Genomic DNA, 22,110 nt, shown 5'->3' with positions numbered 1-22,110 from the left:
CTGTCTCCCTTGCCTTATTGCGGTTCGCTGCCGCAGGCGAGCGGAGTCTTCATCGAACGCGCCGGGGCCGGCACGGGGTTGGCGGGCGCCGGTTGCGCGGCGAGCCACGCGGTCACGGCCGTCACGTCTTCGTCGGAAAGCTTCGCGGCGATGTCGTGCATGCAATCCGGTGCCTTCGCGTGGCGGTTGCCCGAGCGCCAGGCGCCGAGCTGTGCGCTCAGGTAATCGGCGTGCAGGCCGACGAGGCCCGGGATCGCCGGCTGCATGCCGGTCAGCCCTGCGCCGTGGCAGGCCACGCAGGCCGGCAGCTTGCGCGACGGATCGCCTTGCGTGACGAGCTGCTTGCCGCGCGCGAGCGTGGCAGCCGGCAGCGTCGGCTTGGCCGGCGTCGGGTACGGCGGACGCTCGGCCGAGAAGTGCTCGGCGATTTCCTTCAGGTAATCGTCGTTCAGGTAGGTCAGCAGATAGTTCATCGGCGGGTACTTGCGCCGGCCATCGCGGAAGTTGACGAGCTGGTTGTACAGGTACTCTGCCGGCTTGCCGGCAAGCCGCGGGAAATAGTCGTTGTCCGTGCCCTGGCCGTGAACGCCGTGACATGCGGTACAGCCGCGCACACGCTCGGCCATCGTATCGGGTGCCTTGAGCGGCGCCTGCTGGGCGTGCGCTTGCTCCGTGGGCTTGGTCTGCGCTTGGGCAGCGCTCATAAGGCCCGCGCCACCGATCAGGAGAACGGCAAGCAACGGACGGAAGAGGCGTCTTGAAGACACACGAGACTCCATGTTTATTCGTCGGGGACCTGTCCGGGCTACGATCGGCTCGGCGCATGGATGGCAGGGCAGCCGGGCTGCTGCGACGCGGCATTCTATCATCGATGGGTAATGACGGCTATTTGGCAAAAGGTCATCGGTTCCTGCCTGTTTACGACTTGCGACAATTTGACGCGCTATCTGCACGCGTCGTGTGAACCGGCGTGCGCTTTGACCATCGAAGACCGTACACTCGCGGGTCGCGCGGCGCCGCCTCCGCCGCAGATCCAGTCATTTCTCCCGTTTCCGGATTCATCGATGACGTTCCTTACCGTGCCGTTGCCGTCTTCCCGCTGTCGTTCCACTTGCCGCCGCGCCGCCGGCCGGCCGTTCCCGGGAGGGTGCGCGCGATGAGGATCGACAGCTTGTGGATCGGGCAGGTCGCGCTGGCGGCATTGATGGACGCGACGTTCGCGATGGCGGTCGGCTCGGCGCTGCTCAAGGCGTGGCTCGGCAAGGACGGCGCGCGGCCGGTCGTCGCGCCGTCGCATCCCGCATGGCTGCGCGCGCAACATTCGCTGGTCGCGGCGGCGCTCGCGCTCGTGCTCGCCGATCTCGGCTGGCTCGTGTACGAAGCCGCGGCGATGAGCGGCGCGGGGCTCGGCGGTGCGTTCGCCGCGATTCCGGTCATGCTCGCGCAGACCCACGCGGGCTTCGCGTGGAGCGTCGCGTTCGCCGGCGCCGTGGTGCTCGCGATCGTCGCGCTCGCGAAGCCGGACGGCCCGCTCGCGCACGCGGTGCTGTGGCTCGCGGTGATCGTGGTCGCGGGCGGCAAGGCGTCGCTCGGCCATGCGGCCGATACCGGCCTGCTGTCCGCGGCGGTCGGCGTGCAGACGCTGCACCTGCTCGCCACCGCGGTGTGGGGCGGCCTCGTGCTCGCGGGCGGGCTCGCGGTGCTGCCGGTGCTCGGCTCGTCGGTCGCGCGCGGCGCGCTGATCCGGATCGGCCAGCACCTGTCGCGTACGTCGGTGATCGCGGTCGTCTTCGTGCTCGGCACCGGCGTGCTCAATGCACTGCGCGGGCTCGGCGGCTCGGTCGCGCCGCTCGACGGCAGCACGTGGGGGCGCGTGCTGCTGCTCAAGCTGCTGCTCGTCGCGCTCGCGCTCGTGCTCGGCGGGTTGAACCGCTTCTCCGCGCTGCCGCGCCTGCGCCGTACCGCGTCGACCGAGGATGCGCACACGTTCCGCAACATCCTGCACCTCGAGGCGCTGACGATGATCGGCGTGTTCGTCGCGGCCGCCGTGCTGGCGTCCTGCGTGCCGGGGTTCGCGGCGCTCGGCTGACGGCCGGCTCGGCGCGGCGCCGGGCCGGGTGCCCGCGCGCCGCGTGCTGCGGATGCAGGAACGGCCGCCTGTCGGGCGGCCGTCTCGAAGCCGATGCGCGGCATGCCCGCCGCGCAACGCATCTCATCTCACCACGGCATCACCACTCGGCGACGCTGCCGTCCGCGTGGCGCCACACCGGATTGCGCCAGCGGTGGCCCGTCTTCGCCATCTCGCGCACCTTCTCCTCGTTGACGTCGATGCCGAGCCCCGGGCCCTGCGGGATCGCGACGAAGCCGTCCTCGTAGCGGAACACCTCGGGATTGCGCAGGTAGTCGAGCAGGTCGTTGCCCTGGTTGTAGTGGATGCCGAGGCTCTGTTCCTGGATGAACGCGTTGTAGCTGACCGCGTCGAGTTGCAGGCATGCGGCCAGCGCGATCGGGCCGAGCGGGCAGTGCAGCGCGAGCGCGACGTCGTAGCTTTCCGCGAGCGTCGCGATCTTGCGGCACTCGGTGATGCCGCCCGCGTGCGACGCATCGGGCTGGATGATGTCGACATAGCCGCCCGCGAGGATGTGCTTGAAGTCCCAGCGCGAGTAGAGCCGCTCGCCGAGCGCGATCGGCGTGTTGGTCTGGTTGACGATGTCGCGCAGCGCCTCGGCGTTCTCCGACAGCACCGGCTCCTCGATGAACATCAGCTTGTACGGATCGAGCTCCTTCGCGAGCACCTTCGCCATCGGCTTGTGCACGCGGCCGTGGAAGTCGACGCCGATCCCGACGTGCGGGCCGACCGCGTCGCGCACCGCCGCGACGTTCGCGATCACCTGCTCGACCTTGTCGTAGGTGTCGACGATCTGCAGCTCTTCGGAGCCGTTCATCTTCACCGCCTTGAAGCCGCGCTCGACCACTGCGCGTGCATTGTTCGCGACGTCGCTCGGCCGGTCGCCGCCGATCCACGAATACACCTTGATGCGCTCGCGCACCTGGCCGCCGAGCAGTGCATGCACGGGCACGCCGTGATGCTTGCCCTTGATGTCCCACAACGCCTGGTCGACGCCCGCGATCGCGCTCATCGTGATCGGGCCGCCGCGGTAGAAGCCGGCGCGGTACATCACCTGCCAGTGATCCTCGATCAGCAGCGGGTCGCGGCCGACCAGGTAGTCGGCGAGCTCCTGCACCGCGGCCTCGACGGTGTGCGCGCGGCCCTCGACGATCGGCTCGCCCCAGCCGACGATCCCGTCGTCGGTCTCGATCTTGAGGAACAGCCAGCGCGGCGGGACGACGAAGGTTTCGAGGCGGGTGATTTTCATGTCGCTTGTCTCCAGGGTGGACCGGCGCGCCCGCTCGGGCGCGGCGCACGGTCGCGTGCTTTCACGGTTATCCTAGCGTAGCCCGTTAAAAAATAGTATTAATAGCACTATTGCGCAGATAGTGGGCAGCCGCGGGATGCCCGTCCAACGGAGAACGATCATTCAACGCGACCTGCATGGACAGACGGCCTTCCGGCTGGCGACGGCGATCCTGCGTGGCGACTATCCGCCCGAGTCGCTGCTGCCGCGCGAGCCGGACCTGATGGCGATGTTCGGCGTGAGCCGCACGGTGCTGCGCGAGGCGCTGCGCACGCTGACGTCGAAGGGACTGGTCGAATCGCGGCCGAAGGTCGGCACGCGCGTGCGGCCGCGCCGCGCATGGAACCTGCTCGACGCCGACCTGCTCGACTGGTACGCGCGCGTCGCGCCGCCGCTCGCGTTCGCGCTGAAGCTGCAGGAAATGCGCGAGATGATCGAGCCGCATGCGGCCGCGCTGGCTGCTCGCACGCATACGCCCGAAGCGTTCGACGCGATCGATGGCGCGGCGCGCGCGATGGCCGCCGCGCGCAACGTCGACGAGTGGGTGCGTGCGGACCTGCGTTTTCACCTGAGCGTGCTGGAGGCCGGCGGCAACGAACTGCTGGTGCCGCTCGGCGCGCTGATCGATCGCACGCTCGAGGCGCAGCTGCATCTGAACGCGCGCCGGGCGCACGTCTACAACGCATCGCTCGCCGAGCACGTGGCCGTCAGCGATGCGATCCGCGTGCGTGACGAGGACGGCGCGCGCCGCGCGATGGCGTCGCTGCTCGCGGTGACGCGCGCGCGGATCGAGATGTCGTGACGGAAACGGACGGGCGGTGCGGCGCCGTCAGGCGTTCGCGCAGCCGCCCGGCTTGACGATGCGTTGCGTCGATGGCGGGTACTTCGCGAGCAGGCTCGCCGGCCGCCGCGGGCGCGCGACCAGGTCGCCGCCGCAGTTCGGGCAGCGGCCCTTCAGCACGTCGTCGGCGCAGGTCGCGCAGAACGTGCATTCGAACGTACAGATGCGCGCCTCCGCCGAATCGGGCGGCAGGTCCTTGTCGCAGCATTCGCAGCCGGGGCGCAGTTCGAGCATGACGGTTTTCCTTGGTCGGAGAGGGGCGGGACGGGCGCCGCCGGACGTTGCGTGCGGCGCATGCGAGCGCTACTGTACGCGTTTGGACCGGCCTGGCCAACGGTGTCCGCCCGGATTACCGTCGACGCGCACGGGCCGCCCCGGGAGACGACCATGCTTTATCACGGAAGCTGTCATTGCGGCGACGTGAAGTTCGAGGCGGAAGGCGACCTGCAGGGCGTGATGGCCTGCAACTGCTCGATCTGCCGGCGCAAGGGCGCGCTGATGTGGTTCGTGCCGCGCGATCACATGACACTGCTCACGCCCGACGACAAACTCGCCACCTACATGTTCAACAAGCACGTGATCCGCCATCGCTTCTGCAAGCGCTGCGGGATCCACACGTTCGGCGAGGGGACCCATCCGGACGGCACCGCGATGGCCGCGATCAACGTGCGATGCCTCGAGGATGTCGATTTCGATGCGCTGCCCGTCACGCACTACGACGGCCGCTCGCACTGAGCGGCGCGTCGTGGCATGAGCGAGCGGGCCGTCGTCAGGACGGCTCGACCTGCTCGACCTGCGGCGCCGGGGTTTCCGCCTGCGGCGCGGGGCCCGTCGTGCGCGTGCCGGCCTCGGCCGGGCGTTCGATCAGCGGCGCCAGCGCCGGCGCCATCGACTTCAGCAACTGCACGGCCATCGCGCTCGTGAAGTCGTAGCGCGCCGCGTAAGGCTCGTGCGCGGTCGCCGTCAGCACGCCGAAGAAGCGGTCGCCGAGCACGAACACGAACGTGCCGCTGCGATTGACCTTGCGCGACTCGATCAGCCGCGCGCCGCGCGCGTAGACATTGAAGCGCTGGTCGCCCGTCCCGGTCTTGCCGTAGACCTGCAGCGTCTTGCCGTCGGGCAGCGTGAAGCCGCCCGACAGGCGCCGCGCCGTGCCGTTCAGCACGACGTCGCGCAGCAGCGTGCGCGCCACGTTGACGATCTCCGGCGACAGCATCGGCTGCGGCTGCGCGGCCGCGCGCACGAAGCGCGTTTCGTACGGCGTGCCCTTCGCGAAGTCGAGGCGCGTGATCGTCTCGGTCGGCGCCTTCCGGCCGCCGGTCGCGATCAGGCCGATCAGTTTCGCGAGCGCGTCGGGCTGGTCGCCCGATGCGCCGATCGCGGCCGCGTACGACGGCGTGACTTCCTCGAACGGGTAGCCGAGCGCGCGCCACGCCTTCGTGATTTCCGCATACGCGCGCAGCTCGACCATGCGGCGGATGCGCCGGTCCTGGGTCGCGTGGTAGCGCGTCTTGTACAGCCACGAGTACGTGTAGAAGCGCGCATCGCGGCTGTCGCGCCGGACCTCGGCGAGCGACGCGTTCGGGTGGGCGCGCAGGTAGTTGAGCGTCCACAGCGCGAGCGGGTGGACGCTCGCGATATAGCCGCGATCGTTGAGGTTGAAGCGGTCGATCGCGTACTTCGCGTAGAGCGCGGCGAGATCGTCGTCCGACAGCGTCGCGGCCGGCGTGCCTTTCAGCTGCGCGCGCATCTGCGCATCGAACCACGCGAGCGATTCGTTCGGCGCGACGCTGCGCAGCACCGTCGCGATCTTCGGCGGCGACTTGCGCACGTTCTGCAGCAGCAGCGCGAGCGCATCGTCGGGCGCCTTGCCCGCATAGCGCGTGTAGTAGCGCTTCACGTAGACCTGGCTTTCGCCGTCGACGAACTGCTCGAGGTAATGCTTGCGCTGCGCCGGATCGTCGAGCCACGACGACGACGGGCCGGCCGCTTGCAGCATCTCGTAATGGACGATGTCGCGCATCAGCCGCACGAACACGAGGTTGACGGAGTGCTCGAACGCCGTATGCAGCGTCAGGATGCGGCCGTTGTCCGACTTCTCGAAGTTCGAGAACACCTGCGCGCCGCCGCCCGTGTAGAACACGTCGGGGCTCGCCGAGTACTTGCGTTCGACCGACGCGTCGAGCATCGCCTGCAGCGAGCGGTCGCGCGTGTGCGACAGGTAGTCGAGCGCCCAGTGCGACAGCCCTTCGAGCGGGTCGGGCTTCACCTTCGCGAGTTGCGCGTTCGACAGGTTGCCGTAGCGCGCATGCAGGTCGGAGACGATCTGCAGGTAGGTGATCAGCGTGCGCAGCTTCGCGGTCGAGCCGAGGTTGATGCGGGCGCCGCGGTTCACGTCGAACGGCTGGTTTACGCTGTCGGTCTGCACGCGCAGCATGTTCGCGCCGTTGCGATGCTCGTACAGCGTGAAGCTGTACGTGAGGTGCGACGGGTCGTCCCTCGGCGCGAGCATCTCGAAGCCGTACAGGCCGGCGGCCTGCGCGCCGTCGCGGGTCGACGCCTTCGCGAGCCGTTCGGCGACCGCCTGCTGCACGCCGTTGTCGAGCGTGCTGGTGGCTTCCAGGTCGAGCTGGTCGAGCTGGTACAGGTCGCTGATCCCGAGTGCCGACAGCAGCGACGCGCGCGCGGACGACACGGCCTTGCGCGACACGAACGACTGCACGTGCGCGGCGGCCGGCGGTGCGCTGCGCTCGATCTGCGCGGCAAGCGCCGCATCGCGCAGCGCGGGCGAGATCACGCCGCCGTTCGACAGGAGCCGCAGGTAGCTGTCGGTCAGCTTCTGCAGCGCCGGATAGCCGCGATTCAGGAAGTACGACGGCGCGCGCTGCGCGATCATCAGCGACAGCACTTCGCGGAACGTCTTGCCCTGCTCGTCGACGTTGTCGCCGGTCGTCGGCGCGGACAGGATGCGGTTCACGTCGTTGAAGTCGCGGCCGTACCACGCGGCGAGACCGTCGCCGATGCCGGTGATTTCACCCACGTGCGGCCGCGCGGCGAGCGGAACCGAGTTCAGGTAGCGCACGACGATCGCGCGGCGCGCGAGCATCGTCTGCGGGCCGTTCATGTAGGCGAGGACCGACGCGGACGCGATCTGCCGCAGTTTCTCCGGCGGCGTCGCGGTGCGGCCGTCCGGCGAATGGCGGAACTTCTCGATCTGCGTCGCGAGCGTGCTGCCGCCCGGGCGTGCCTGATGACGGTTGACGACGTGCAGCGCCTGGTCGGCGAGCGCGCGGCCGAAGCGGCCCCAGTCGATCGCCGGGTTGCGGTTCGGCTGGTTCGCGTCGAGCAGGTAGCGATCCTCGATGAACAGCAGCGAATCGGCGACCACGCGCGGCACCGTGTCGAAGTCGGCGTACACGCGTTGCGGGAACACGGTCGCGAACAGCGGCGAGCCGGTCGAGTCGAACAGCATCAGCCCGGCCTGGTCTTTCTCTTCATAAGGCAGGAACAGGCCGCGATCGGCGAGCGACAGCATCCGTTCCGAATCGCGCGCCTGCTTGCCGATGACGAAGCCGCGCGCGAGCAGATGCTGCTGGAACGCGGGAAGCAGCGAATAGCCGAGGCGCTGGTCGTACGGCCCGTTGACGGGGAACCGGATGTGATCGCTCGCGCCCGCCTCGACGGTGTAGCCGATGTCGCGGGTGAGCTCGGACAGATAGCGCGCCTGCAGGCGCGACGTCTCGAACTCGGTCATCACGAGCCGGGCAATGATCGCCACCGCGATCACCAGCGCGGCGAGCAAGGACCACTTGATCCACGTCCAGACCGATGCACTCCCGGTCACGCGCGGCAGGATGCGATTCAGCGGCCGATTCATGGCGGCGTCTCCCTGAAGGCGCAGGCTCCGGCCGCACCCCATTAAGGATTAGTGTAGTCCTCCGCAGCGGGCTGCCAAGGCGGTTCACTACCGAGATGCGCCGACGCAACGCACATGCCTGTGACATGCGGGAACCGGCTTGCGGTGCGGTGGCGCGTGTCCGGCCGTGAAGCAACGTTTGCGCGTTCCGCGTGCATGCGGGCGAGTCTCAAGGGCGACGGAGGGTGGCCGTGCCGATCGCGTTGATCTTTTTACGCACCGGCCTTGTGCATCGCGAAATCGCGACAAATCGGGTCCGATCGTATTGCGGACGTCATGGCGCGATGCGCGACGAGGCTACGCGTTTCCGCGATAGCCGGATGCACGGGCCGGAGGTACGATCGCCGGATATGCGGCGCATGTCCGTTTTCGCCCGGGGGTTCCATGTCGATTCATCCCGTCGCGCTCGTTTGCACGGCGATCCTTGGGTTGATGCTGTTCGGGCTCGGCCTGGTCGTGTCCGTCACGCGCTTCCGGCGCACCACCAATTCCGGGTGTGCGTCCGATCCGAGCGACGGATTGCACAAGATCGTGCGCGCGCATGGCAACACGGCCGAATACGCACCGTTTCTCGCGGTGCTGTTTCTCTATTTCGGCGCACACGACCCATCGCGCGCGATCGTCTCGTTGATCGTCGCGGCAACCGCGTGCCGCTGCCTGCTCGTGATCGGATTGCTCGCGTGGCCGACCATGGCCAGGCCGAATCCCCTGCGTTTCATCGGCGCGCTCGGCACGTATCTGTGCGGCGCCGCGCTGTGCGTCGCGCTGTTCGTCTGAGCAGGTCGCTATCGCGATGGCAGCTTCGCGGGATCGTGCCGCCGCACGGCCTCGACGAAGCAGTGGGTCAGGTAGTCGCACGCCCGAATCGCGCGCCTGCTTGCTGATGACGAAGCCGCGCGCAAGTTGCTGCTGCTGGAACGCGGGAGGCATCGAATCGCCGAGGCGCGGGTCGTATGGCGTCGCCGGCGCCGGTGGAAACGGCGCGCGATTACGGCCTTTCATTCATCTTGCGAAATGATCGATCAGGTGATCGATGAAAAGCCGCGCCTTGCGGGGAAAATGGCGCCGGCTCGGGTATACGATGTTCATCTCGAGTTCCTCGAGCCGATAGTCGGCGAGCAGTTCGCGCAGCCGGCCGGCGGCGAGATCCGGTGCGGCGAGGAAGTCCGGCAGCACCGCGATGCCCATGCCCGCCAGTGCCCAGTTGCGGATCAGCCCGATGTTGTTCGACGACGCGGACTTGTTCGGGCGCACGGTCACACACGCGGAACCCGGGTCGAACGTCAGATGCTCGCCCGCGAAGTCGGCATGGAACGCGAGGCACGCGTGGGATGCCAGGTCGTGAGGATGGGCCGGCGCGCCGTGCCGTTCGATATACGACGGCGCCGCGCAGACGATCCGCTTCAGGCGCGTGAGCGGGCGTTTCACCAGCGTGTTGTTGCCGATGTGCTGCGACAGCAGCAGCCCGACGTCGAAGCCCTCCGATACGAGGTCGACATGGCGGTCCAGCATCGTGACTTCCGGCACGATGGCCGGATGCTGCGCCTTGAACGCGTCGATCGCAGGGGCGAGCACGTGCATGCCGAACATCACCGGCGCGGCGATCTTCAGCGACCCGATCGGCTCGTGGTGCATCGACGCGATCGTTTCCTCGACGCGGTCGATTTCCTCGATCACGTGACGGATCTGGGCGAGGTACAGATGACCGGCGTCGGTCAGCGACAGGCTGCGCGTCGTGCGGTTCAGCAGGCGTGCGCCGAGCCGGTCCTCGATGCCCATCACGAGGCGCGTGGCCGACGAGTTGGAGATGTTCAGTTCCGTCGCCGCGCGCGCGAAACTATGAAGTTCGGCGACCTTGATGAATAGCCGCATTGGGAGGAATTCGTCCATTTTTTTATCGAAGAACAGGAATTGGTTTATTGAATTTTATTCTTCGATGGTTGGACTTGAGCGGCTTGTTTTAACGAATAATTATTATGAAATGATGTGTTGATTGGGTGCTGAATTGGCTTCAGAATAAGCAGTTTGGCGGATTGGAATTCAGCGGATTTGTGTTCGTATTCAAGTCGATATAAACTTATTTTATCGGTCTGTATTTAGTAAATGTACGAAAATAAGTGAAAAGTTTTCGTATAAGACGATCGATATGATCAATGCAGACCGAGTCGAATCAGACGCGTCGCTATCGCCACAGCAGCTTCGCGGGATCGTGCCGCCGCACGGCCTCGACGAAGCAGTCGACTTCCATGAAATGCTTCGGCACGCACGACACGGTGTCGGTGTGCGCCGACAACGAGAACGCCGGGCTGAACGAGGTGCATGCGACGAACGGCCGCGCGGTGATATCCTCGCGAAACGCCCGCGACCGACGGGCGGATACCGACTGCCCGCACGCGGCCCGACGCCGTGCTGCGCGGCGTTTCCGAGGGAGAGCCGAACCATGAGCCGCAAATTCATTCTGAAGGGCGACACGACCGATCACGGCGGCGTCGTGCTCGACGGGATCGCCAATTCGTCGTTCGACGGCCGCGAACTCGCCTATCTCGGCGCGCCGGTGTTCTGCGCCGCGTGCAAGACCCAGGGCGTGATCGTCTCCGATGGCGGCGAGCGGACGATGACCGTGATGGGCAAGGTCGTCGCGCTCGAACACGACTTGTGCCAGTGCCTGTGCGCGCCGCAACCGAAGCTGATCCCGTCGCAGGGGACGGGCACCATCTCGGGCTGATGCCCGTCGACTCGGTGCGACGCGCGCGGCGCGCCGCCCGTCGTCAGACGCTGCCTGCGGTCTCGATCACCAGAATGCGCGCTTCTCCGAGCGGATGCGCGACATGTTCGGTGCCGACCGTCGCATGGAAGATGTCTCCCGTTTCGAGCACCGTCGCGTGCTCGATGCCTGCTTCGCGGTAACGCATCTCGACGCGGCCGTCGAGCACCGCAAAGACTTCCTCGCCGTCGTTTACGTGCCACCGGTACGGCTGATCGGTCCAGTGCAGGCGGACCGTGATGCCGTTCAGGTTCGCGATGTCCAGCGCGCCCCATGCGCGCTGTGCGGTGAACGCGGTGCTGCGGATGATGTTCATCGGTAGGTTCGGTCCGTGAATGTGAAGGCTGCGGAGCGCGGGCAGGCTGCACGGCCGTGCGCCGGTTTCCGTGTACCGGGGATCAGCGCGACATCGCGCGCAAGGCTGCGTCGATCGTCTGCTTGCGCTTCTCCAGCCCCGCAGCCGAACGCTCGGTCACGCGCTTCAGGACCGACGCCGGCGCGGTATCCGGCGAGCCTGCATCGAACGGCGGCGCGGGCGCATATTCGAGCGCGAGTTGGATCGCCTGCGCCTCTTCGTCGCCGACCAGTTCGGCGGCGATCGTCAACGCGAAGTCGATGCCGGCCGTCACGCCGCCGCCGGTGATCAGGTTGCCGTCGCGCACCACGCGTTCGTGCACGGGCACCGCACCGAGCGGCGCGAGCAGCGCATGAAACGCCCAGTGCGTCGTCGCGCGGCGGCCGCGCAGCAGGCCGGCCACGCCGAGCAGCAGCGCGCCCGTGCAGACCGACGTCACGTAGCGCGCGGCGGCCGCGCGCTGCTGCACGAACGCGATCGTTTCGGCATCGAGCAGCAGTTCGTTGATCCCGATTCCGCCGGGCACGCAGATGACGTCGAGCGGCGGGCAGTCGTCGAACGTGCAGGTCGGCGCGAGCGCGAGGCCGCTGCTCGACGCGACGGTGTCGCGCGATTTCCAGACCAGATGAACCGCCGCGTCGGGCAGCGATGCGAGCACGTCGTGCGGGCCGGTGAGATCGAGTTGCTGGACGCCCGGAAACACGAGAAAGCCGATATGCAGGGTCATGCGAACACTCCGAAGGGAAGGGGCGGCGCCGCGGCCGGCGCACGATGGACAGATCGATTCTAGGCGCGTAGTGTTTGGCGAAATTGCCAGATCGCCCACGTTTTCAGCCAATCGCCATGCCAGCCGCTCCGCGCTCGATCCTGATCCTCGCGTTCCCCCGTGCGCAGTTGCTCGACGTGACCGGGCCGCTGCAGGTGTTCGCCTCCGTCAACGAACTCGCGCAGGAGCGCGGCCGGCCCGCGCCGTATGCGCCGCGCGTCGTGGCCGCCGAGGCGGGGCCGGTCGAGACGTCGTCGGGGCTCGTCGTGATGGCCGATTCGCTGCGCTCGGCCGGGCGGCCCGACACGGTGATCGTGGCCGGCGGCAAGGGCGTGCACGCCGCGTCGCGCGATGCGCGCACGGTGCGCTGGGTCCGGCAGCAGGCGCAGCGCGCGCGACGTGTCGCGTCGGTCTGCACCGGCGCGTTCCTGCTCGCCGAGGCCGGCCTGCTCGACGGGCGCCGCGCGGTCACGCACTGGGCGCGCTGCGACGAATTCGCCGCGCGCTATCCGAACGTGCGCGTCGAGCCCGATCCGATCTTCATCCGCGAAGGCGCGCTGTGGACGTCGGCCGGCGTGACGGCCGGCATCGATCTCGCGCTCGCGCTGGTCGAGGAGGATCTCGGGCGGGCGATCGCGCTCGATGCCGCGCGCGAACTCGTCGTGTTCCTGAAGCGGCCGGGCGGGCAGGCGCAGTTCAGCGCGATGCTGTCGATGCAGCGCACCGACGACCGCTTCGGCGAACTGCATGCGTGGATCGCCGAGCACCTGACGGCCGACCTGTCGGTGCCGGCGCTCGCCGAGCGCGTCAGCATGAGCGAACGCAGCTTCGTGCGGCACTACCGCGCGGGCACCGGCCGCACGCCCGCGCGCGCGGTCGAACAGATTCGCGTCGAGGCCGCGCAGCGCTTGCTCGGCGAAACCGCGTGGCCCGTCAAACGGATCGCCACGCGGTGCGGCTTCGGTTCGGAAGAGACGCTGCGGCGCAGTTTCGTGCGCGTGCTCGGCGTGTCGCCGCAGGGCTATCGCGAGCGGTTCGTGCGGTAACGTGCCGGTGCGCGGCGGGCGTGCCGCGCGTGGCAACCGGGGACGGAGCCGTTGACGTTCGGAACTGCGCGAATCGCGATCACTTTCCAATCCGAAACGCCGTGACTGTTCGGGCGTGGAGAACAATGGGCGGGGGCTTGTGCCGCGCGCGTTGCGCGCTCTATTCTGTTCCGTTGGCGATTCGAAGGGGGCGCAGCATGGACCGCATCCAGGCAATGGAAGTTTTCACCCGCGTGGTCGACGCGAACAGCTTCACGCGCGCGGCCGACACGCTCGCGATGCCGCGCGCGTCGGTCACGACCATCATCCAGAATCTCGAGGCGCTGCTCGGCGTGCGCCTGATGCACCGGACGACGCGCCGGCTGTCGCTGACGCCGGAGGGTGCCGCGTATTACGAGCACTGCATGAAGATCATCTCGGAGATCGCGGAAGCCGACGCGAGCTTCCAGACCGGCAACCGCAAGCCGAGCGGCGTGCTGCGCGTCCACATGCCGAGTTCGCTCGGGCGGCGCGTCGTGCTGCCGGCGCTGTCGATCTTCCGGCAGCGCTATCCGGACATCACGCTCGACCTCGGCCTGGCGGACCGCTACGTGGATCCGGTCGAGGAGGGCATCGACTGCATGATCCGGGTCGGGCCGCTCGAAGATTCGTCGATGGTCGCGCGGCGGATCGGCATGCTCAAGCGCGTGACCTGCGCGTCGCCCGACTATCTCGCGCGTCACGGCGAGCCGCAGGAGATCGCCGACCTGGCCGACCATCATGCGGTGAATTTCCGCGCGAGCCACGGCGCGCGGGCGATTCCGTGGGTGTTCATGATCGAGGGCAAGCCGGTCGAGGTGCGGATGAACGGCAGTGTCACCGTGAACGATTCGGATGCGTACGTGACGTGCGGGCTCGAAGGGTTCGGGATGATCCAGCCGACGCTGTTCATGGTGCTGCCGAACCTGCGCGACGGCACGCTGGTCGAGGTGCTGCCCGATTGCAATCCGAAGCCCAAGCCGATCTCGATCGTGTATCCGCACAACCGGCATCTGTCGCAGAAGGTTCGCGTGTTCGCGGACTGGATCGCGGAGCTGTTCGAGTCGACGCCGGCGCTGGAGGGTGGGGAGAACTGGCGGGGGAAGGTGCGGGCGGAGGTGCCCGACGCCCAGCGCGGGGCGGTGGTCGCTTAGGGCGGCGGTACGCTGCCGGGCGTTGACGATGAAGATGAGTGAGGTCGTGAACGCCTCGTCTCGTCTTCATCGGTCGTCAGGCTGGTGAGCCGTGCCGCGCAATGGCGCGTCTACCAGCGGATCGCGTACGGATTGTCGCCGAGCGCCCAGTGTCCGTTGTCGTCCCGTTCGATGAGAATCCCCTTGTGCGCCCAGCCATCCTTTTCGGGGTAGAACGACAGGGAGTCCATGAGGTCCGGGTCTGCCAGCCACGGCGTGGCATGCTGATCCGGTTTCCACAGGAAGTTGACCCACGAAACCAGGTGCGGATTGTCGTCGAACGGATTCTTCATCGGCTCGATGAATTTCTCGACGCCGCCGTAGGTCACGTGCGCGCAGAACAAATTGATCATGTACAGGACACTCCCGCCGGGAGCGGACGCGTCCTTGCTCTCGAATTCCCTGTACCGATAGAACGCCTTGCCGGCCGGCGTGAGCTCGATATGGCTCAGCGGGACATTCGTGTCATGCGGCTCGTAGTCCGGATTTCTGATCGTCGGCTTGCCCCGGCCCGCGTTGAATTTCACGGTAATCAGGCCACGGTTGATCAACGCCTGCACGTCCTTTCTCACCACACCGTCGACTCTCAGCAATTCCTTCGCGTTCACGTCCGCGGGTAGTTCGGCGCCGGCCAGGCCGACGCAGGCGTCCGTTGGCGCGGTGTTCTTGTCCGCGAGCGCGACTTTCAGGATGTCGTCGATCGTGCGCTTGTCCAGATCGTCTCGCGTCGTCATGAAGCGCGCGCCGAAAAATGCGGCGACCGCGATCGCGACGCCCGCCACCAGCCACGGTTTTCGCGTACGTCGAACGGACTGGTCGTGCTTCGATTCGTTGTGTTCAGTCATGGGATTGTTGTTATCTGTGTTGCCGACCGGATCCGATTGCCTCGGTTCGAATCAAATCGGGATGGCCGCGAGCCCGTCGGTGCTCGGCGTTCGAACCGCACTGTAACGCACGTAGTCGACGACGATGATTCGCGAGGCCGAACGGATGGGCCCGGCGTGATGAATGGCGCTGGATTTCGGTTGGCAGGAGGAGGACGGAGGTCGCTCGTGCCTATGCGCGACTCGGGCGAACCGGATGCTGGATGTCGCGTGCGTGGCGCCGCGTGGTCGGCTGGAGGGCGATGGATGCCGCGCGCGGATCGCGGAGCAATGAAAAAAGCCGCTGATCCTTGCGGAACAGCGGCTTTTCGCATTTGGTGGCGAATCAGGGACTCGAACCCCGGACCTGCGGATTATGATTCCGTCGCTCTAACCGACTGAGCTAATTCGCCGAAGACTTGAATTATGCTGATGTGCTGCCGGGCTGTCAACACCTTTTTTCATCTTCCCTGAAAAAAGTTGCCGGCGGCCCGTTCGGGCAGGGTAGCGGGCGCGGTGGCCGCCCGCTATCCGACCTCAATCCTGCGCGTAGATATTGGAGTCCTTCGTCTCCTTGACGAACAGCACACCGATCACGAACGTGGCCAGCGCGATCACGATCGGATACCAGAGCCCCGAGTAGATGTTGCCCTTTGCCGCGACGATCGCGAATGCGGTCGCCGGCAGGAAGCCGCCGAACCAGCCGTTGCCGATGTGATACGGCAGCGACATCGACGTATAGCGGATCCGCGTCGGGAACATCTCGACCAGCATCGCCGCGATCGGGCCGTAGACCATCGTCACGTAGATCACGAGGATCGTCAGGATCACGATCGTCATCGGCCAGTTGAGCTGCGCCGGGTCGGCCTTCGCCGGGTAGCCGGCCGCCTTCAGCGTCGACGCGAGCGTCTTGTCGAACGCCGTGCCTTGCGCCTTCGCGTCGGCCGCCTTGCCGTCATACGCGGGGATCACCGTATCGCCGACCTTGATCTGCGCGGTCGTGCCAGCCGGTGCCGCGACGTTCTCGTAGTTCAGGCCGGCCTTCGCGAGCGCGCTCTTCGCGATGTCGCACGAGTTCGTGAACTTCGACGTGCCCACCGGGTTGAACTGGAACGAGCAGGCGGCCGGATCGGCGAGGACCGTGATCGGGGCCTTCTGCGTCGCGAGTTCGAGCTGCGGGTTCGCGTAGTGCGTGAGCGCCTTGAACAGCGGGAAGTAGGTGAGCGCCGCGATCAGGCAGCCCGCGAGGATGATCGGCTTGCGGCCGATCTTGTCCGACAGCGAACCGAAGAACAGGAAGAACGGCGTGCCGATCAGGAGGGCGATCGCGATCAGGATGTTCGCGCTGGCGCCGTCGACCTTCAGCGTCTGCGTGAGGAAGAACAGCGCGTAGAACTGGCCCGTGTACCACACGACGGCCTGGCCGGCGGTCAGGCCGACGAGCGCGAGGATCACGAGCTTCAGGTTCTTCCACTGGCCGAACGCTTCGGTCAGCGGCGCCTTCGACGTCTTGCCTTCCGCCTTGATGCGCAGGAACACCGGCGATTCGTTCAGCTGCAGCCGGATCCACACCGACACCGCGAGCAGCGCGATCGATGCGACGAACGGCACGCGCCAGCCCCAGCTGCCGAACGCTTCCTCGCCGATGAAGGTGCGCACGCCGAGGATCACGAGCAGCGACAGGAACAGGCCGAGCGTCGCGGTCGTCTGGATCCACGCGGTGTAGAAGCCGCGGCGGTTCGCCGGCGCATGCTCGGCGACGTAGGTCGCCGCGCCGCCGTATTCGCCGCCGAGCGCGAGGCCCTGCAGCAGCCGCATCGCGATGAAGATCACGGGTGCCGCGATGCCGATGGATGCGTAGCCGGGCAGGAAGCCGACCACGAAGGTCGAGATGCCCATGATCACGATCGTCACGAGGAACGTGTGCTTGCGGCCGACGAGGTCGCCGAGCCGGCCGAACACGATCGCGCCGAACGGACGCACGGCGAACCCGGCCGCGAAGCCGAGCAGCGTGAAGATGAATGCCGCGGTCGGATTGACTCCGGAGAAGAAGCTCTTGCTGATGTAGGCCGCGAGTGAGCCGGCCAGGTAAAAGTCGTACCACTCGAACACGGTGCCGAGCGACGACGCGAAGATCACCTTCTTCTCTTCGCCCGTCATCGGCGAGTGCGAAATTTGCCCGCCTAACGTTGCCATGAATCGTCTCCAAGTCCCTTGATATAGATGTGTGGCCGCCTTGGGTGGGCGGGCCTGTCGACGATTATTGGCACGGAAACTTACGGCGCACTGACTCGCGGGCGCAAAACGACTGCACGTTAACCCGCGCCGAATCGGTCGTTTCGTGCCCCGATCGTGTCGCGGCAGGGCGGTAAAACGCCGGTTTCGATGCGATCGCGGCGCGTATGCGGCGGTATGAGCTTCGGATCCGCCCGTATCAGGATCGATCCGCGGCGGTATCCGACAACGGCAGGCTGACGCGCACGAGCGTGCCAGCGAGGCGCGGTGCGCTCTGATAGACGTGATCGTCGAGCGTCAGCGTGCCGCCGTGCTGCGCGGCGATCTCGCGCACGATCGCGAGCCCGAGGCCGCTGCCGTCGCCTTCGCGGCCGAGGATCCGGTAGAAGCGCTCGACCACGCGCTCGCGTTCGCCGGCCGGGATGCCGGGGCCCGTATCTTCCACTTCGAGATGCACGCGCCGCGCCGCGGGCTCGGCCCGCACGCGCACCGTGATGCGGCCGCCTTCGGGCGTGTAGCGGATCGCGTTGTCGACCAGGTTGCCGAGCATCTCGCGCAGCATCACGGGATTGCCGTCGACGTCGAGCGGCGTATCGTCCTCCGGGCCTTCGTAGCCGAGGTCCATGCGCTTCGCGAGCGCGGCCTGCACCCAGTCGCGCACCGTGCGGCGCGCGAGCGCCCCGATCTCGACCGGCTCGAAGGTCAGCCCGCTCGCGCGGTTCTCGGCGCGCGCGAGCGCGAGCAGCTGCGTGACGAGCCGGGCGGCCTGCTCGGAGCTCGTCGCGATCTGTTCGAGCGAGCGCTGGACGTCGGGCGGCACCGGGTGGCGCAACGCGAATTCGGCCTGCGTGCGCAGCCCCGCGAGCGGCGTCTTCATCTGGTGCGCGGCGTCGGCGATGAAGCGCTTCTGCAGCGCCATGTTCTGTTCGAGGCGCGCGAGCAGGTCGTTGAACGACGTGACGAGCGGCTCGATTTCGGGCGGCGCGCGCTGCGCCTCGACAGGCGACAGGTCGTCGGGCCGCCGCGCGCGGATGTGCGCCTGCAGCGCGTTGAGCGGCGCGAGCCCGCGCGACAGCCCGAACCAGACGAGCAGGATCGCGAGCGGCAGGATCACGAACTGCGGCAGGATCACGCCCTTGATGATGTCGTTCGCGAGCGCGTTGCGCTTGTCGAGCGTCTCGCCGACCTGCACGAGCACGGGCTGCGTGCTGCTCGACGCCGGCAGCGCGACGGTCGTATACGCGACGCGCACGTCGTTGCCGCGCAGCAGGTCGTCGCGGAACACGACGACGCCCGGCGGCGGGCGGTCCTCGTCGCGCGGCAGCGGCATGTCGGCCTCGCCCGCGACCAGCTCGCCGCGCGTGCCGAGCACCTGGAAGTAAACGCTGTCGACGTTGTCCGCGCGCAGGAAGTCGCGCGTCTGCTGCGGCAGCGTCAGCTCGGCGACGCCGTTGACCGGATGGATCTGCCGCGCGAGCACGTACGCGTTGGTCTCGAGCGCGCGGTCGAACGGGCCGTTCGCGATCGTTTTCGCGACGAGATAGGTGACGGCGATGCTCATCGGCCACAGCAGCAGGAGCGGCGCGAGCATCCAGTCGAGGATTTCGCCGAACAGGGAGCGCGGGCGCGCGGCCTCGGGCGTATCGGTTTCGTCGGGCGGCGCGAACGGGTTCTCGTAGCGCGCGTCGCGCACGGCGTCGGCGGCGGACGATGGCTCGCCGGTCGGATGGCGGGAATGGGCCGGCGTGGCCATCGCGGCGACGGCCGGGTTCAGCGCAGCGGCGTGCCGGCCGCCGCGGGCTGGGGCGCGGCCGGGTCGGCTGGCGCCGCGGGCGCGACTTTCTCGAGGCAGTAGCCGAGGCCGCGCACGGTGGAAATCCGCACGCCGCTCGGCTCGATCTTCTTGCGCAGCCGGTGCACGTACACTTCGATCGCGTTGTTGCTGACTTCCTCGCCCCATTCGCACAGATGGTCGACGAGCTGCTCCTTCGACACGAGCCGGCCGATGCGCTGCAGCAGCACCTCGAGCAGCCCGAGCTCGCGCGCGGACAGATCGAGCACGCGCTCGTTCGCATACGCGATGCGGCCGACCTGGTCGAACGCGAGCGAGCCGTGGCGCACGACGGTCGGGCCGCCGCCCGCGCCGCGCCGGGTCAGCGCGCGCACGCGCGCCTCGAGCTCGTTGAGCGCGAACGGCTTGGCCATGTAGTCGTCCGCGCCGAGGTCGAGCCCCTTCACGCGCTCGTCGACGCTGTCGGCGGCGGTCAGGATCAGCACGGGGAGGTTGGAATTGCGCGCGCGCAGGCGCTTCAGCACGTCGAGCCCGGACATCCTGGGCAGCCCGAGATCGAGGATCAGCAGGTCGAAGGACTGCATCGACAGCGCGGTATCGGCCTCGATACCGTTCTTCACGTGGTCGACCGCATAGCCCGATTGGCGGAGTGACCGGGTGAGGCCGTCCGCGAGTATGCTGTCGTCTTCGGCGATGAGAATTCGCATGTTGCTGACCGATGGCCGGCGGGGCGTGCGCGCCGGCGCGGCTGTCTCCGAAGTTATCCGTGTACAACGCAGCCTGCATTGCGGGCTTGCATAAAACACTGTTTTTTTATACAGTGTCTGCATTCGTGGGCAGCGCTTGAAAGCGGGCGCGCCTCTGACAGACGCTGCTCATCATAGCAAAGGACGATTCATGGAAGATAGCAAGAAGGGCTCCGGGATGACCGCCGAGAAGAGCAAGGCGCTGGCGGCCGCACTCGCGCAGATCGAGAAGCAGTTCGGCAAAGGGTCGATCATGCGGATGGGCGACGGCGAAGCGGCCGAAGACATCCAGGTCGTCTCCACGGGCTCGCTGGGTCTCGATATCGCGCTCGGCGTCGGCGGTCTGCCGCGCGGCCGGGTGGTCGAGATCTACGGTCCGGAATCGTCGGGTAAAACCACGCTCACGCTGCAGGTCATCGCCGAGCTGCAGAAGCTGGGCGGCACCGCAGCGTTCATCGACGCCGAGCACGCGCTCGACGTCCAATATGCAGCGAAGCTCGGCGTGAACGTGCCGGAGCTGCTGATCTCGCAGCCGGACACCGGCGAGCAGGCGCTCGAAATCACCGACGCGCTGGTGCGCTCGGGCTCGATCGACATGATCGTCATCGACTCGGTCGCGGCGCTCGTGCCGAAGGCCGAAATCGAAGGCGAGATGGGCGATTCGCTGCCGGGCCTGCAGGCTCGCCTGATGTCGCAGGCGCTGCGCAAGCTGACGGGCACGATCAAGCGCACGAACTGCCTCGTGATCTTCATCAACCAGATCCGGATGAAGATCGGCGTGATGTTCGGCAACCCGGAAACCACGACGGGCGGCAACGCGCTGAAGTTCTACTCGTCGGTGCGTCTGGATATCCGCCGGATCGGCTCGATCAAGAAGAACGACGAGGTGATCGGCAACGAAACCCGCGTGAAGGTCGTCAAGAACAAGGTGTCGCCGCCGTTCCGCGAAGCGATCTTCGACATCCTGTACGGCGAAGGCATTTCGCGCCAGGGCGAGATCATCGATCTCGGCGTGCAGGCGAAGATTGTCGACAAGGCCGGCGCCTGGTACAGCTACAACGGCGAGAAGATCGGCCAGGGCAAGGACAACGCGCGTGAATTCCTGCGCGAGAATCCGGAAATCGCGCGCGAGATCGAAAACCGCATTCGCGAGTCGCTCGGCGTTGCCGCGATGCCCGATGGCGTAGTCGACGAAGCCGAGGCGATGGACGAAGAAGAGTGATGGTCGGGCGCCGAGGTCACGCTGGCGAACCGGACCCGAGCGACGCGCCCGACACGGCGGGCCGCTCCGGCCGGCGAGCCGCATCCTCGGGTGCCGACCGGCGGGGCGCGGGCAGTCAGTCCGCGCACCGCACCGCGACGAGGGCATCCGACGATGCCCTCGTTTCATTTGAGATCACCGCACCGGTCGATCCGTTCGACGACGACGAATCGTTCGACGCGCACGACCGGTCGCGCCGTCGCGTGTCCGGTGTCGGCTTCCCGGGCGAGCGTGCAGCCGATGCGGCGGCGTCGGTCAAGGAAGATGTGTATACGCGCAGCAGCCAGCATCCGCGTCGCACACGCCGTGCGACCGGCGGTTCAGGCAGCGCTGCTTCCGGCGACGAGGCCGGCGCCACCGGGCGCAAGTCGTCGAAACCGCCGCGTTCGCTGAAAGGCCGCGCACTCGGCTACCTGTCACGGCGCGAATACAGCCGCGCCGAACTCGCGCGCAAGCTCGCGCCGTACGTCGGCGAGGACGAATCGGTCGAGCCGGTGCTCGATGCGCTGGAACAGGAAGGCTGGCTGTCCGATGCACGCTTTGCCGAGAGCCTCGTGCATCGCCGCGCATCGCGCGTCGGCGTCGCACGCATCGTCAGCGAACTGAAGCGCCATGCGGTCGGCGATAACCTCGTCGAGGAAGTGAATGCGCAGTTGCGCGAGACCGAGTGGACCCGCGCGCAGGCCGTCTGGCGCAAGAAATTCGGTGCACTGCCGCAAACGCCCGCCGAGCGCGCGAAGCAGGCGCGCTTCCTTGCCGCGCGCGGCTTTTCGAGCGCGACCATCGTGAAGTTGCTGAAGGTCGGCGACGATTTCCCGATCGACGACTGACCGCTTCGGTCGCGCGCGCTGCGCGCGATTTTGCTGCAATGCAATCGTTTCCGGACAGGCGGGAATAC

At 67.3% G+C, this 22,110-nt stretch carries 20 protein-coding genes and 1 tRNA gene; 9 read left to right on the top strand and 12 right to left on the bottom strand.

What is annotated here, in order from left to right; translation table 11 throughout:
- Positions 1-14 precede the first annotated feature (14 nt).
- Positions 15-779, bottom strand: coding sequence for a c-type cytochrome (locus tag NQV17_RS21715; protein ID WP_044844542.1), 765 nt, complete (start codon positions 777-779; stop codon positions 15-17).
- Positions 780-1,156: 377 nt separating this feature from the next.
- Here NQV17_RS21715 and NQV17_RS21710 point away from each other — a divergent pair, with 377 nt between their 5' ends.
- Positions 1,157-2,089, top strand: a complete 933-nt coding sequence (locus tag NQV17_RS21710) for a CopD family protein (RefSeq protein ID WP_257773823.1) — start codon at positions 1,157-1,159, stop codon at positions 2,087-2,089.
- Between the two features lie 139 nt (positions 2,090-2,228).
- Here NQV17_RS21710 and dgoD read toward each other — a convergent pair whose 3' ends face one another.
- Positions 2,229-3,377: a galactonate dehydratase gene (gene dgoD / locus NQV17_RS21705; protein ID WP_257773822.1), complete on the bottom strand. Its 1,149-nt coding sequence runs from the start codon at positions 3,375-3,377 to the stop codon at positions 2,229-2,231.
- Between the two features lie 136 nt (positions 3,378-3,513).
- Here dgoD and NQV17_RS21700 point away from each other — a divergent pair, with 136 nt between their 5' ends.
- The gene (locus tag NQV17_RS21700) at positions 3,514-4,218 is read left to right on the top strand and encodes a FadR/GntR family transcriptional regulator (RefSeq protein WP_257773821.1); all 705 of its coding nucleotides are present in this window, start codon (positions 3,514-3,516) and stop codon (positions 4,216-4,218) included.
- Positions 4,219-4,245: 27 nt separating this feature from the next.
- On the opposite strand, the gene NQV17_RS21695 is transcribed toward NQV17_RS21700, so the two are convergent.
- Positions 4,246-4,491, bottom strand: coding sequence for a DUF1272 domain-containing protein (locus NQV17_RS21695; RefSeq protein WP_044844539.1), 246 nt, complete (start codon positions 4,489-4,491; stop codon positions 4,246-4,248).
- Positions 4,492-4,644: 153 nt separating this feature from the next.
- On the opposite strand from NQV17_RS21695, the gene NQV17_RS21690 reads away from it, so the two are divergent.
- Positions 4,645-4,992, top strand: a complete 348-nt coding sequence (locus NQV17_RS21690) for a GFA family protein (protein ID WP_257773820.1) — start codon at positions 4,645-4,647, stop codon at positions 4,990-4,992.
- Positions 4,993-5,026: 34 nt separating this feature from the next.
- Here the strand turns inward: NQV17_RS21690 and NQV17_RS21685 are convergent, their stop codons facing one another.
- Positions 5,027-8,134, bottom strand: coding sequence for a transglycosylase domain-containing protein (locus tag NQV17_RS21685; protein ID WP_257773819.1), 3,108 nt, complete (start codon positions 8,132-8,134; stop codon positions 5,027-5,029).
- Between the two features lie 423 nt (positions 8,135-8,557).
- Between NQV17_RS21685 and NQV17_RS21680 the strand changes: the two genes are divergently transcribed.
- The gene (locus NQV17_RS21680) at positions 8,558-8,950 is read left to right on the top strand and encodes an MAPEG family protein (protein WP_257773818.1); all 393 of its coding nucleotides are present in this window, start codon (positions 8,558-8,560) and stop codon (positions 8,948-8,950) included.
- A 225-nt stretch (positions 8,951-9,175) separates the two neighbouring features.
- On the opposite strand, the gene NQV17_RS21675 is transcribed toward NQV17_RS21680, so the two are convergent.
- Positions 9,176-10,063, bottom strand: coding sequence for a LysR family transcriptional regulator (locus tag NQV17_RS21675; protein ID WP_257773817.1), 888 nt, complete (start codon positions 10,061-10,063; stop codon positions 9,176-9,178).
- A gap of 550 nt (positions 10,064-10,613) precedes the next feature.
- On the opposite strand from NQV17_RS21675, the gene NQV17_RS21670 reads away from it, so the two are divergent.
- Positions 10,614-10,898, top strand: a complete 285-nt coding sequence (locus NQV17_RS21670) for a PAAR domain-containing protein (RefSeq protein ID WP_044844531.1) — start codon at positions 10,614-10,616, stop codon at positions 10,896-10,898.
- A 43-nt stretch (positions 10,899-10,941) separates the two neighbouring features.
- Here NQV17_RS21670 and NQV17_RS21665 read toward each other — a convergent pair whose 3' ends face one another.
- Positions 10,942-11,253 (bottom strand): cupin, encoded by a 312-nt coding sequence (locus NQV17_RS21665; RefSeq protein WP_257773816.1) that lies wholly within the window; start codon positions 11,251-11,253, stop codon positions 10,942-10,944.
- Positions 11,254-11,335: 82 nt separating this feature from the next.
- Positions 11,336-12,019: a DJ-1/PfpI family protein gene (locus NQV17_RS21660; RefSeq protein ID WP_257773815.1), complete on the bottom strand. Its 684-nt coding sequence runs from the start codon at positions 12,017-12,019 to the stop codon at positions 11,336-11,338.
- Positions 12,020-12,135: 116 nt separating this feature from the next.
- Here NQV17_RS21660 and NQV17_RS21655 point away from each other — a divergent pair, with 116 nt between their 5' ends.
- On the top strand, positions 12,136-13,104 hold the full coding sequence (locus NQV17_RS21655; RefSeq protein ID WP_257773814.1) for a GlxA family transcriptional regulator: 969 nt from the start codon (positions 12,136-12,138) through the stop codon (positions 13,102-13,104).
- A gap of 197 nt (positions 13,105-13,301) precedes the next feature.
- Complete coding sequence (locus NQV17_RS21650) at positions 13,302-14,276, top strand: LysR family transcriptional regulator (RefSeq protein ID WP_257773813.1); 975 nt, start codon at positions 13,302-13,304, stop codon at positions 14,274-14,276.
- A 110-nt stretch (positions 14,277-14,386) separates the two neighbouring features.
- Here NQV17_RS21650 and NQV17_RS21645 read toward each other — a convergent pair whose 3' ends face one another.
- The 5 genes from NQV17_RS21645 to NQV17_RS21625 form a co-directional block, all read right to left on the bottom strand.
- Positions 14,387-15,097: a hypothetical protein gene (locus NQV17_RS21645; RefSeq protein ID WP_124522792.1), complete on the bottom strand. Its 711-nt coding sequence runs from the start codon at positions 15,095-15,097 to the stop codon at positions 14,387-14,389.
- Between the two features lie 417 nt (positions 15,098-15,514).
- Positions 15,515-15,591 (bottom strand) — tRNA-Met (locus NQV17_RS21640).
- 124 nt (positions 15,592-15,715) lie between these two features.
- Entirely contained in the window at positions 15,716-17,374 is a 1,659-nt protein-coding gene (locus NQV17_RS21635; protein ID WP_257773812.1) for an MFS transporter, read from the bottom strand.
- A gap of 238 nt (positions 17,375-17,612) precedes the next feature.
- On the bottom strand, positions 17,613-19,166 hold the full coding sequence (locus tag NQV17_RS21630) for a sensor histidine kinase (RefSeq protein WP_257773811.1): 1,554 nt from the start codon (positions 19,164-19,166) through the stop codon (positions 17,613-17,615).
- 17 nt (positions 19,167-19,183) lie between these two features.
- On the bottom strand, positions 19,184-19,912 hold the full coding sequence (locus NQV17_RS21625) for a response regulator transcription factor (protein ID WP_257773810.1): 729 nt from the start codon (positions 19,910-19,912) through the stop codon (positions 19,184-19,186).
- Between the two features lie 190 nt (positions 19,913-20,102).
- Between NQV17_RS21625 and recA the strand changes: the two genes are divergently transcribed.
- Positions 20,103-21,173, top strand: coding sequence for a recombinase RecA (recA, locus tag NQV17_RS21620; RefSeq protein WP_044844523.1), 1,071 nt, complete (start codon positions 20,103-20,105; stop codon positions 21,171-21,173).
- A complete protein-coding gene (gene recX / locus NQV17_RS21615; RefSeq protein WP_257773809.1) occupies positions 21,173-22,042 on the top strand; it encodes a recombination regulator RecX in 870 nt (289 codons plus the stop codon). Before recA ends, recX begins: the two co-directional genes overlap by 1 nt.
- Positions 22,043-22,110: the final 68 nt, after the last annotated feature.

This window comes from Burkholderia sp. SCN-KJ, assembly GCF_024656005.1.
Classification (GTDB): Bacteria; Pseudomonadota; Gammaproteobacteria; order Burkholderiales; family Burkholderiaceae; genus Burkholderia.
Note: the sequence above shows the minus strand (reverse complement) of the source record. Positions and strands in the feature narration are given on the sequence as shown.